Genomic DNA, 13000 nt, shown 5'->3' with positions numbered 1-13000 from the left:
ATGCCGCGTTCCCTTAACAGATCATTTGTCGAGGGAAAAACCATGACCCAGTTGAACCTGCTGTGCCTGCCGTACTCCGGCGCCAGTGCCATGGTCTACAGCCGCTGGCGGCGCAAACTGCCGCAGTGGCTGCACCTGCAGCCGGTGGAGCTGCCCGGGCGTGGCGCGCGTTTCGCCGAGCCGCTGCACACCGATATGCGCGAACTGGCGCGGCAGCTGGCACTGGAAGTGCGCGCCACCCTGCGCACGCCTTACGCCCTGTTCGGCCACAGCCTGGGGGCCTTGCTGGCCTGCGAGCTGGCCCACGCCCTGCGCGCCCTGGGTTGCCCGGAGCCGGTGGCGCTGTTTGCCTCGGGCACCGCGGCGCCCACCCTGCGCAGCGAATACGACCGGGGCTTTGCCGAGCCCAAGACCGATGCCCAGCTGATCGAGCAACTGCGCACCCTCAATGGCACCAGCGAAGAGGTGCTGGCCAATCAGGAACTGATGAGCCTGACCCTGCCGATCCTGCGCGCCGATTTCCTGCTCTGCGGGCGCTTCCGGCCCTTGCAGCGCCCGCTGCTGAATTGCCCGGTACACGTGCTGGGGGGCAAGGACGACCGCGCCACCAGCGAACAGCTGATTGGCTGGAGCCGGGAAACCGGCGGCAGCTTCTCGGTGGACATGCTGGCCGGCGGGCACTTCTTTATCCACGAGCACGAGGCCAAGGTGCTGAGCCTGATCAAGGGCCACCTCGAAGCGCCGCTGCGGCGTCATCTGCAAGGGGCGGCGGTCGCTTCATAACCGCTGGCGCAACAGGCGCCAGCGCTTGCTGGCCGATTCAGCCCAGGGACATGCCCAGGCGCCAGTAACCCATCAGGGTCAGGTTGCGCCGTTCCTGGCCGCGTTCGTTGATCAGGTGACGGCGGATGCTCATCACCGTCGCCGACTCGCCGGCAACCCAGGCATAGAAATGGTTGTCCGCAGGTTCTGCGGTTTCCCAGGGGCGCTGTTGCAGGTCATTGGCCGACACCTTGACCGGCCGCCGGGTGCTGCTGGCCGGGGGCAGTTCGGCCAGCTCGCGGGCGGCGTGGATCAGGGTTTCCCCGTGACGCGCGCCAAGCAGGTCCCGTGGCAGCCAGTTGACCCGGGTCTGCGGATGGCAGCGCAGCTCGATGCAGTCGCTTTCGTGGGGCACCTCGATAAACACCTGCACATCTGGAGGGTCCGGGTATTCCTGCAGCTCCTCGAGAATCCCGGCGATGGCCGGCAGGGCGGTTTCGTCGCCCATCAGCAGCACCTTGCGGATGCCGGCCGGCGGCTGCCATTCATAACCGCCGGGGTCGCCGCTGAAGGCCTTGTTCGGCACCACCATCTGCAGGCGGTCGCCGGGCTGGGCGTGGGTGGCCCAACTGGAGGCCGGGCCGTTGACCCCGTGCAGCACAAAGTCCACATCCAGCTCCGCCGGTTGCAGGCGCAGGGCGCGGATGGTGTAGGTGCGCATCGGTGGCTGTTGCGCGGCCGGCAGCTGGCGCCGCGCGGCATGCCAGTCGCCCTCCGCCGGCAGTTGCGGCAGGCTGCCGTCGGCCCCGGGGAACAGCAGCTTGATGCGCTGGTCCGGGGCCAGGGTGCGGGCCTGGGCGATGTCTTCGCCGGCGAACACCAGGCGCACCAGGGATGGACTGAGATCGATGCGCTGCTTGAGCTCGACATTGATCACCCGGTAGCCCTTGGGTGCCTGGGCGCCGGCGCCTACCAGCTTGCGCAAGCCGTTTGCCAGGGAACTGGCCAGGGAAGTGGCTGTGGACATGGTCGCGACCTTATTAAGGAGAAGGTCCTGATTTGACGAGTCGCCCGCCGGGTAATTTAGCGCCGCGGGGCCGATTCGCCGCCGGGACGCACGGTTAATTTTTCCCCAGGCCCATCCGTTTCGTAGGGATAGCCGAGCCATCGCTCGATACCCAACATGTACGGATGAACCCAGATGAACGCTGAAAAGTCCCTGAAACTTGCTCGCCGTTTTATCGAGCTGCCGCTGGAAAAGCGCCGGCTGTTTCTCGATGGCCTGCGGGCAGAAAATATCGACTTTTCGCTGTTTCCCATTCCTGCCGATGTGGCCGTCGAGGACCGCCACGAGCTGTCCTATGCCCAGCGCCGCATGTGGTTTCTCTGGCAACTGGACCCACAGAGCGGCGCCTACAACCTGCCGGGTGCGGTGCGCCTCAAGGGTGAGCTGAACCGCGCTGCGCTGGAGCAAGCCTTCGCCTGCCTGGTGGCCCGCCATGAAACCCTGCGCACGCGCTTCGAGCGCCATGCCGATGATCGTCTGCAACAGGCCCCGGCGGAGATTGCCGTGCCGGTGGAGCTGCTGGACCTGAGTGCTGCGGCCCCAGAGGAGCATGAGCAGGCGGTGGCCGCCGAGGCCCAGCGCCAATCGCTGCTGCCTTTCGACCTGGGCACGGGCCCGCTGCTGCGGGTCAAGCTGATCCGCCTGGCGGCCGAGGAGCACGTGCTGCTGCTGACCCTGCACCATATCGTTTCCGATGGCTGGTCGATGAATGTGCTGATCGACGAATTCATCCGTTGCTACGACGCCTTCGAACGCGGCGAGCAACCGCAACTGCCAGCGCTGCCGATCCAGTACAGCGACTACGCCCTGTGGCAGCGGCGCTGGCTGGAGGCGGGTGAGCAGGCGCGGCAGCTGGAGTACTGGCAGGCACGCCTGGGTCACGAGCATCCGCTGCTGGAATTGCCCACCGACCGTCCGCGCCCGCTGGTGCCCAGCTACCGTGGCCGCCGTCATGAGTTCGCCGTGGCCCCGGAATTGGCCGAGCAGCTGCGGGCCCTGGCCAAGCAGCACAATGTCACCCTGTTCATGCTCTTGCTCGGCGCCTTCAATGTGCTGCTGCACCGCTATACCGGCCAGGGGGATATCCGCGTTGGCGTGCCCATCGCCAACCGCAACCGCGCCGAGGTCGAAGGCCTGATCGGCTTCTTCGTCAACACCCAGGTACTGCGCACCGAGCTCGATGGCCAGATGCGCGTCAGCCAGTTGCTGCAAGCGGTCAAGGAAGCCGCGCTGGGCGCCCAGGCCCACCAGGACCTGCCGTTCGAGCAACTGGTGGAAGCCTTCAAGCTGGAGCGCAGCCTGAGCCATACGCCGCTGTTCCAGGTGATGTACAACCACCAGCCGCAGGTGGCGGATATCGCCAGCGTGCAGACCGCCTCGGGGCTGGAGCTGGGGCTGGTGCAATGGCAGAGCCGCACCACCCAGTTCGACCTGACCCTGGACACCTACGAGAAGGCCGGCAAGCTGCACGCCGCCCTGACCTATGCCGAGGACCTGTTCGACGCCGCCAGCATCGAGCGCATGGCGCACCACTGGACCCGCCTATTGCAGGGCATGCTGGCCGATGCCGAGCAACGCATTGGCGAGCTACCGCTGCTCGATGCCGACGAACAGCAAACCCTGGTACACCAGTGGAACGCCACCGAGGAGGCTTACCCCACCGGGCAGTGCATGCATCAGATGATCGAGGCCCAGGCCCGGCGCACCCCCGAGGCCTGCGCCCTGGTATTTGCTGAGCAGCAACTGAGTTATGCCCAGCTGGACGCCCGGGCCAACCGCCTGGCGCGCCTGCTGCGCGAGCAGGGGGTGGGCGCCGATGTGCTGGTGGGTATCTGCATCGAGCGTTCGATCGAAATGGTCGTGGGCCTGCTGGCGATCCACAAGGCCGGCGGCGCCTATGTGCCGCTGGACCCGGAATACCCGCTGGAGCGCCTGGCCTACATGATCGAGGACAGCGGCATCGACCTGCTGCTGAGCCAGGGCTCACTGCTGCCCCTGCTGCCGGTCGAGGCCGTGCGGGTGATCAGCCTGGACCAGCAGCCGGACTGGCTCGACGCCTACAGCCCGGCGCCACTGGAATCGCCGGTGGCGCCGCTGAACCTGGCCTACGTGATCTACACCTCGGGTTCCACCGGCAAGCCCAAGGGCGCCGGCAACAGCCACGCGGCGCTGGTCAACCGCCTGCAATGGATGCAACAGGCCTATGGCCTGGACGCCAGCGACGCGGTGCTGCAGAAAACCCCCTTCAGCTTCGATGTCTCGGTGTGGGAATTCTTCTGGCCGCTGATGACCGGCGCACGCCTGGTGGTGGCCGCCCCGGGGGCGCATCGCGAGCCGCAGCAGTTGATCCGCACCATCACCGAACAGCAGGTCAGCACCCTGCACTTTGTGCCGTCGATGCTCCAGGCCTTTATCCGCGACAGCGGCGTATCCACCTGCAGCAGCCTCAAGCGCATCGTCTGCAGCGGCGAAGCCTTGCCCCTGGATGCCCAGCAGCAGGTGTTCGCCCAATTGCCCCAAGCCGGGTTGTACAACCTCTATGGGCCGACCGAGGCGGCGATCGACGTCACTCATTGGACCTGTGTCGATGAAGGCGCCGACAGCGTGCCGATTGGCCGTCCCATCGCCAACCTGCGTACCCATGTGCTCGACGCCCAACTGTTGCCGGTGCCGGCCGGGGTGGCCGGCGAGCTGTACCTGGGCGGCGCCGGCCTGGCCCGCAGCTATCACCGGCGGGCGGCGCTGACCGCCGAGCGTTTTGTGCCGTGCCCCTTCCACGACGGCGCGCGCCTGTACCGCACCGGCGACCGGGTGCGCCAGCGTGCCGACGGGGTGATCGAATACCTCGGCCGCCTCGACCATCAGGTCAAGCTGCGGGGCCTGCGCATCGAGCTGGGGGAGATCGAGACGCGCCTGCTGGAACATCCGCAGGTACGCGAAGCCACGGTGCTGGTGGTGGATGGCAAGCAACTGGTGGCCTACCTGGTGTTGCAGGAACCTGCCGCGGATTGGCGCGCGGCCCTGATGGCCCATCTGGGCCGCAGCCTGCCGGACTACATGGTACCGGCGCAGTGGGTGCCCCTGGAAAGCATGCCGCTGACGCCCAACGGCAAGCTGGATCGCAAGGCCCTGCTGAGCCAGGTCGGCGAGGTGCAGCAAGCGCCCTACAGCGCGCCGCGCGAAGGGGTCGAGCAGACCCTGGCAGAGATCTGGCGTGCGGTGCTGGCGGTGGAGCAGGTGGGCCTGGACGACAACTTCTTCGCCCTGGGCGGTGACTCGATCATTTCCATCCAGGTGGTCAGCCGTGCGCGCCTGGCCGGCCTGCTGCTCAGCCCGCGGGACCTGTTCCAGCATCAAACCCTGCGCAGCCTGGCCCAGGCGGCCAAGCCTGTGGCAGCCGGCCCGGTGGACAGCGGCCCGGCCCAGGGTGCGGTGGCCCTGACCCCGGTGCAGCACTGGTTTATGCAGCAGGCGGTGCCCCAGCGGCATCACTGGAACCAGTCGCTGCTGTTGCAGGCGCGCCAGCCCCTGGAGGCCGAGCGTCTGGCCCAGGCCCTGACGCGCCTGGTGGCGCACCACGATGCCCTGCGCCTGCGGGTGCATAAGGGGGCGGACGGTTGGCAGCAGGCCTACGCCATCGATGCCGGCGATTTGCTGTGGCAGCGCAGGGCCGCCAGCGCCGAGCAGTTGGCCGAGCAGTGCGAAGCCGCCCAGCGCAGCCTCGACCTGGAACAGGGGCCGCTGTTGCGCGCCATGCTGGTCGAGCTTGCCGACGGCAGCCAGCGGCTGTTGCTGGTGATCCACCACTGGGCGGTGGACGGCGTGTCCTGGCGGGTGCTGTTGGAGGACCTGCAACAGCTCTATACCCAGCCTGAGCTGGCGCTGGCGCCACGCAGCAGTTCCTATCAGGCCTGGTCCGCGCACCTGCAACAGGCCGCACAGAGCCGCAGCGCCGAGCTGGATTACTGGCAGGCACAGATTCCGCAGCAGCTGGCTGAGCTGCCGGTGGATCACCCCGGGGCGGCCCTGGAGAACCGCCATGAACAGAAAATTACCCTGACCCTGGATGCCCAGCGCACCGCGCAACTGCTGCAGCAGGCTCCTGGGGCCTATCGCACCCAGATCAACGACCTGTTGCTGACCGCCCTGGCCCGTACCCTGGGCCGCTGGACCGGCGCCGAGGGCAGCCTGGTGCAGCTCGAAGGCCATGGCCGCGAGAGCCTGGGCAGCGACCTGGACCTCGGTCGCAGCGTCGGCTGGTTCACCAGCCTGTTCCCGGTCTACCTGCGTGGCGCCGGCGAGCTCGGCGCGGCGCTCAAGGCGATCAAGGAACAACTGCGCGGGGTGCCGGACAAGGGCCTGGGCTTCGGCCTGCTGCGCTACCTGGGCGACGACGCCAGCCGCGCGGCCATGGCGCAACTGGCGCAGCCCCGGGTCACCTTCAACTACCTGGGGCAGTTCGACCGCCAGTTCGATGCCCAGGCACTGCTGCTGCCGGCCACCGAGAAGGCCGGGCAGACCCAGGACCCACACGCGCCGCTGGCCAACTGGCTGGTGATCGAGGGGCAGGTCTACGGTGGCGAGCTGAGCCTGAGCTGGGGCTTCAGTCGCGAGATGTACGAGCCCGCGACCATCCAGCACCTGGTGGACACTTACCGCGAGGAACTGCTGGGGCTGATCGAGCACTGCCTCGACCCGCAGCAGGGCGCATTGACCCCGTCCGATGTGACCCTGGCCCAGTTGAGCCAGGCGCAACTGGACGATCTGGCCCTGCCATCGCGCGAAGTGCAGGACCTCTACCCACTCTCGCCGATGCAGCAGGGCATGCTGTTCCACAGCCTCTACCAGCAGGGCCAGGACGACGTCTATGTCAGCCAGTTGCGGGCCGATGTGCAGGGCCTGGACGTGGCGCGCTTCCAGGCAGCCTGGGAGCAGGTGCTGGCCCGGCATGACATGCTGCGCACCGGCTTTGTCTGGCAGGACGATCAGGGCCAGGCGCTGCAAGTGGTCTACCGTCAGGCCGGCCTGCCGTTTATCCAGTACGACTGGCGCGAACGCCAGGACCTCGACGCGGCCCTGGATGCCCTGGCGGCGGAACAGCATCGGCAGGGCTTCGAGCTGGCCCGTCCGCCATTGCTGCGGGTGGTGCTGGTGCGCACCGCCGAGGATCGCTGGCACCTGCTGTACACCAGCCACCACATCCTGATGGATGGCTGGAGCAACGCCCTGGTGCTCAACGAAGTGTTGCAGTTGTGCAAAGGCCAGCCGTTGCCGCCCGTGGGTGCAGGCTTCTCCCAGCACATCGCCTGGCTGCAACAGCAAGACCCGGCCCTGGGCGAAACCTTCTGGCGCCAGCGTCTTGCGCAGTTGGACCAGCCTTGCCATCTGGCCCGCAGCGTGGCCAAGGCGCCGCTGCCGGCGCCCGGTGAGTACGGCGAACTGCTGTGCGAGCTGGACGAGGCGCAAACCGCGCGCCTGAACCACTTTGCCCGGGCCCATCAGGTCACCCTCAATACCCTGGTGCAATCGGCCTGGCTGCTGTTGCTGCAACGCTACACCGGCCAGTCCAGCGTCGCTTGCGGGGTCACGGTCTCGGGGCGTCCGGCGGACCTTGCGGATGTCGAACAGCAGGTCGGTCTGTTCATCAATACCCTGCCGCTGATTGCCTCTGCCCACCCGGCCCAGAGCGTGGCTGACTGGGTGCGTGAGGTGCAGGCGCAGAACCTGGAAATGCGCGAGCACGAACACACCCCGCTGTTCGATATCCAGCGCTGGGCCGGCTCTGCCGGTGAAGCCCTGTTCGACACCCTGGTGGTGTTCGAGAACTTCCCGGTGGCCAAGAGCCTGGAGCAATCTTCGCCGCATGGCCTGCGCTTCAGCGCGGTACAGAGCCAGGAACGCACCAACTACCCCTTGACCCTGACGGTGCATGGCGGGCAACGCCTGAGCCTGCACCTGGAATACCTCCAGGCCGAATTCGCCGACCAAACCGTGCAGGGCCTGGCGGCTTACCTGCAGGCCCTGCTGCAGCGTTTCGTCGAAGCGCCCGAGCAGGCCGTGGGTGCCTTGCCGCTGTTGCTGCCACACGAACAGCAGCGCCTGCTGCGGGACTGGAACCCGGCCCATGCTGGGCAGCCGGCCCAGGCCTGCGTGCTGCAGCGTTTCGAACAGCAAGCGGCGCTGCACCCGGACAACCTTGCCCTGATCCTCGATCAGCAGCGCTTGAGCTACGCCGAACTCAACCTGCGAGCCAACCGCCTGGCCCATCGCCTGATCGAACTGGGGGTGGGCACCGACACCCTGGTGGGCGTCGCCGTGGACCGCTCGCTGGAAATGATCGTTGGCCTGCTGGCGGTGCTCAAGGCCGGCGGCGCCTATGTGCCGCTGGACCCGCAATACCCCCGCGAGCGCCTGCAATGCATGATCGAGGACAGTGGCCTGCAACTGCTGCTGACCCAGCAGGCGCTGCTGGAGCAACTGCCGATCAGCCGCGAGCTGACCCTGGTCTGCCTGGAGTCGGGCCCGCAGTGGCTGGCCGACTACAGCGTGCAGAACCCGGCGCCGCGGGCGCAGCCGGGCAACCTGGCCTATGTGATGTTCACCTCGGGTTCCACCGGCCGGCCCAAGGGCGTGGGCATCGACCGCGGGTCCCTGGCGCGGCATGTGGAAGTGATTATCGAACTGTTCGAGCTCAAGGCCGATGACCGGGCGTTGCAGTTCGGCACCTTCAACTTCGACGGTTTCGTCGAGCAGCTGTACCCGGCCCTGTGCTGTGGCGCCGGGGTGGTGGTGCGGGGCGGCGAGCTGTGGGACAGCGACACCTTCTATCAGCAATTGATCGAGCACGAGATTTCGGTGGCCGACCTGACCACGGCCTACTGGTACTTGCTGGTGCGCGATTTTGCCGACCGTGGCCCGCGTGACTATGGCCGCCTGCGCCAGGTGCACATCGGTGGCGAAGCCATGCCGCCGGAAGGCCTCAACGCCTGGCGCGCAGCCGGCCTGGGCCATGTGCGCCTGCTCAATACCTATGGCCCGACCGAAACCACGGTGAGCGCCACCGCCCTGGATTGCGCCGATTATGTCGAGGGTCGCCACGCATTGCCGGCGATGATGCCCATCGGCCGGGCGCTGCAGGGTCGCGCCATCTATCTGCTGGACGCCAACCTCAACCCGGTGCCGCTGGGTGTGGCCGGGGAACTGGTGATTGGCGGGCCGCTGCTGGCCCGCGGCTACTTCCAGCGTCCCGAACTGACCGCCGAGCGGTTCATTCCCGATCCTTTCGCTGTGGATGGCCCAGGGCGTCTGTACCGCACTGGCGACCTGGCGCGCTATCGCGCCGATGGGGTGATCGAGTATGTCGGGCGCATCGACCATCAGGTCAAGGTGCGTGGTTTCCGTATCGAACTGGGGGAGATCGAAGCCCGCCTGCTGGCCCAGGCCAGCGTCCGCGAGGCCCTGGTGATCGCCGCCGACAACCAGTTGCTGGGCTATGTGGTCGCCAGCCAGGCGCTGGACGAAGCCGGGCAGGGCGCCTTGCGCGAACAGCTCAAGGCCAGCCTGCGCGCGGAGTTGCCGGACTACATGGTGCCGGCCCATCTGCTGTTCCTCGAGCACCTGCCGCTGAGCCCCAATGGCAAGCTCGATCGGGCGGCGCTGCCCAAGCCGGATGCCAGCCAGTCCCTGGCCAGCTGGATAGCCCCGGTCAGCGAAGTGGAGCAGCAAGTGGCGGCCATCTGGGCCCAGGTCCTGGGTGCCGAGCGGGTCGGTCTCAACGATCACTTCTTCGACATGGGCGGCCACTCGTTGCTGGCCACCCAGATGGTCTCCCGCGTGCGCCATGGCCTGGGGGTCGAGGTCGGCCTGCGGACCCTGTTCGAACAGCCGCTGCTGGGGGATTTCGTCCGTGCCCTGGGCGCGGTCGGCGCCTCGGCACCGGCCATGCTGGCGCTGGATCGCGGCGCGCCGTTGCGGCTGTCCTATGCCCAGGAACGCCAGTGGTTCCTCTGGCAACTGGACCCGCAAAGCGCCGCCTACCATGTGCCCAGCGCCCTGCGCCTGAAGGGCCGGCTGGATCGGGCAGCCCTGCAACGGGCCTTCGACAGCCTGGTGGCGCGCCACGAAAGCCTGCGCAGCCATTTGCAGCAGGAGGGCGAACTGACGCTGCAGGTGATCGATCCTCAGGCGCGCATCGAACTGGCCCTGGCCGACACCGACGAGGCGCACCTGCAAGCCCGGGTGCAAGCCCTGATCAACCAGCCCTTCGACCTGCGCCAGGGCCCGCTGATGCGGGTCAGCCTGCTGCGCCTGGCCGAAGACGAGCATGTGCTGGTACTGGTGCAGCACCATATCGTTTCCGATGGCTGGTCGATGCAGGTGATGGTGGATGAACTGGTGCAGCTGTATGCCGCCTACAGCCAGGGCCAGGATCTGCAGCTGCCGGCCCTGGCGATCCAGTACGCCGATTACGCCGCCTGGCAGCGCAGCTGGATGGAGGCCGGGGAAAAAGCCCGGCAACTGGACTACTGGCGCACCCAGCTGGGGGGCGAGCAGCCGGTGCTGGAACTGCCGTTGGACCATCCGCGCCCGGCCTTGCCCAGCCACAGTGGCGCGCGCCTGAATGTGCCGTTGCCGGCGTCCCTGGTGGCTGGCCTCAAGGCCCTGGCCCAGGCCCAGGGCGTGACCCTGTTCATGCTGTTGCTGGCGTCCTACCAGACCTTGCTGCATCGCTACAGCGGCCAGCAGGACATCCGCGTCGGGGTGCCCATCGCCAACCGCAACCGCATGGAAACCGAGCGCCTGATCGGCTTCTTCGTCAACACCCAGGTCCTCAAGGTCGATATCGACGGGCAGATGAGCGTGGCTCAGTTGCTGGCGCAGGTACGGCAGCGAGCCCTGGAAGCCCAGGCCCATCAGGACCTGCCCTTCGAACAGCTGGTGGAAGCCCTGCAGCCCGAGCGCAGCCTGAGCCTGAGCCCGTTGTTCCAGGTGGTGTTCAACCACCACATCAGCCTGGCGGGCAGTCACCTGCAGCGCTTGCCGCACCTGGACATGAGCCCGGTGAGCTGGGATGAAGGCGTGGCGCAGTTCGACCTGACCCTGGATATCGAAGAGTCCCAGGATCAGTTGCGCGCCTCCCTGAGCTACGCCACCGACCTGTTCGACGCTGCAACCATTGCGCGCATGGCCCGGCACTGGCAGAACCTGCTGCAGGCGATGGTCGCCGACCCACAGCAGAGCATCGGCCAGTTGAACCTGTTGGACGAGACCGAGCGCCAGCAGATTCTCCAGCTCTGGGACCGCAACGCTTCGGGCTTCCCGGCCGGGCGCCTGGTGCATGAACTGGTGGCTGACCGTGCCCGGGAAAACCCCGAGGCGGTGGCGGTGATCTTCGATACCCAGAAGCTCACTTATGGCGAGCTTGATCGCAGTGCCAACCGCCTGGCCCGGGCCCTGATCGCCCGTGGCGTGGGCCCGGAAGTTCGGGTGGCGATCGCCATGCCGCGCAGCGCCGAGATCATGGTGGCCTTCCTCGCGGTACTCAAAGCCGGCGGCGTGTATGTGCCGCTGGATGTGGAGTACCCGGAAGACCGCCTGCTGTACATGATGCAGGACAGCCGCGCGAAACTGCTGCTGACCCATAGCGCAGTGGCGCACAAGTTGCCGATTCCCCAAGGCCTGCAAAGCCTGGCGGTGGATCGGACAGGCGATTGGGCCGGCGACGACGATAGCGCGCCGCAAGTGGCCCTGGACGGCGACAACCTGGCCTATGTGATCTACACCTCCGGCTCCACCGGCATGCCCAAGGGCGTGGCGGTGTCCCATGGCCCGCTGGTGGCGCATATCATCGCCACCGGCGAGCGCTACGAAATGACCGCAGCCGATTGCGAACTGCATTTCATGTCCTTCGCCTTCGACGGTTCCCATGAAGGCTGGATGCACCCGCTGATCAACGGTGCTCGGGTGCTGATCCGCGACGACAGCCTGTGGCTGCCGGAGTACACCTACGCGCAGATGCATAGGCACGGGGTCACTGTCGGGGTATTCCCGCCGGTGTACCTGCAACAGCTGGCGGAGCATGCCGAGCGTGACGGTAACCCACCGGCGGTGCGGGTCTACTGCTTCGGCGGCGATGCGGTGGCCCAGTCCAGCTACGACCTGGCCTGGCGTGCGCTGCGCCCCACTTACCTGTTCAACGGTTACGGCCCGACTGAAACCGTGGTCACTCCATTGCTGTGGAAGGCCCGTGCGGGCGATCCATGTGGCGCGGTGTATATGCCAATCGGCACCCTGCTGGGCAACCGCAGCGGCTACGTACTGGACTCGCAACTGAACCTGCAACCCATCGGCGTGGCCGGTGAGTTGTACCTGGGAGGCGAGGGCGTGGCCCGGGGTTACCTGGAGCGCCCGGCCCTGACCGCCGAACGTTTTGTGCCGGACCCCTTCGGCGCCCCGGGCGCCCGGGTGTACCGCAGTGGCGACCTGACCCGCGGCCGCGCCGATGGTGTGGTGGACTACCTGGGCCGGGTCGACCATCAAGTGAAGATCCGCGGCTTCCGTATCGAGCTGGGGGAGATCGAAGCGCGCCTGCGTGAACATGAAGCGGTGCGTGAAGCGGTGGTGGTGGCCCAGGACGGGGCCACCGGCAAGCAACTGGTGGCTTATGTGGTGGCCCAGGACCCGGCAGTCGCCAGCGATACCACGGCCCAGGCCGGCGCCCGCGAAGCCTTGCGCCGAGCCCTGAAAGCCCGCCTGCCGGACTACATGGTGCCCGGCCACCTGATGTTCCTGGCGCAGATGCCCCTGACCCCCAACGGCAAGCTCGACCGCAAGGGCCTGCCGGAGCCGGATGCCAGCCAGCTGCAACAAACCTACGAGGCGCCGCAAAGCGAGCTGGAGCAACAGCTGGCGGCCATCTGGGCCGAGATCCTGCGCCTGCCGCGGGTGGGGTTGAACGACAACTTCTTCGAAGTGGGCGGGCATTCCCTGCTGGCGATCCAGATCACCTCGCGGGTCCAGGCCGAACTGGGCCTGGAGGTGCCGCTGGCGCAGTTGTTCCAGACCGAGTCGTTGCGTGCCTATGCCGAAGTGGCGGCGGGTTATCGCGCCGGCAGCGCGGCTGATTTTGATGATCTTCGTGAATTCTTGAGCGAACTAGAGGCGATTTGAACC

3 protein-coding genes are annotated in these 13000 nt (G+C 67.2%); 2 read left to right on the top strand and 1 reads right to left on the bottom strand.

Translation table 11 applies throughout. From position 1 onward, the window contains the following. Positions 1-42 precede the first annotated feature (42 nt). Positions 43-783, top strand: coding sequence for a thioesterase II family protein (locus J4P02_RS18430; protein WP_426192800.1), 741 nt, complete (start codon positions 43-45; stop codon positions 781-783). A 37-nt stretch (positions 784-820) separates the two neighbouring features. On the opposite strand, the gene J4P02_RS18425 is transcribed toward J4P02_RS18430, so the two are convergent. Beyond that, on the bottom strand, positions 821-1789 hold the full coding sequence (locus J4P02_RS18425) for a siderophore-interacting protein (RefSeq protein ID WP_426192798.1): 969 nt from the start codon (positions 1787-1789) through the stop codon (positions 821-823). Between the two features lie 174 nt (positions 1790-1963). Here J4P02_RS18425 and J4P02_RS18420 point away from each other — a divergent pair, with 174 nt between their 5' ends. Then, complete coding sequence (locus J4P02_RS18420) at positions 1964-12997, top strand: amino acid adenylation domain-containing protein (RefSeq protein ID WP_426192796.1); 11034 nt, start codon at positions 1964-1966, stop codon at positions 12995-12997. Positions 12998-13000: the final 3 nt, after the last annotated feature.

Origin of the sequence: Pseudomonas sp. NFXW11 (assembly GCF_049887815.1) — a bacterium.
Taxonomy (GTDB): Bacteria; Pseudomonadota; Gammaproteobacteria; order Pseudomonadales; family Pseudomonadaceae; genus Aquipseudomonas.
The sequence above is the reverse complement of the archived record's forward strand: the minus strand, read 5'-3'. Positions and strand labels throughout refer to the sequence as shown.

Excerpts from the sequence above, each read along its gene's own strand:
- J4P02_RS18430 (WP_426192800.1), top strand. The coding sequence starts at position 43 with ATGACCCAGTTGAACCTGCTGTGCCTGCCGTACTCCGGCGCCAGTGCC.
- J4P02_RS18425 (WP_426192798.1), bottom strand. The coding sequence starts at position 1,789 with ATGTCCACAGCCACTTCCCTGGCCAGTTCCCTGGCAAACGGCTTGCGC.
- J4P02_RS18420 (WP_426192796.1), top strand. The coding sequence starts at position 1,964 with ATGAACGCTGAAAAGTCCCTGAAACTTGCTCGCCGTTTTATCGAGCTG.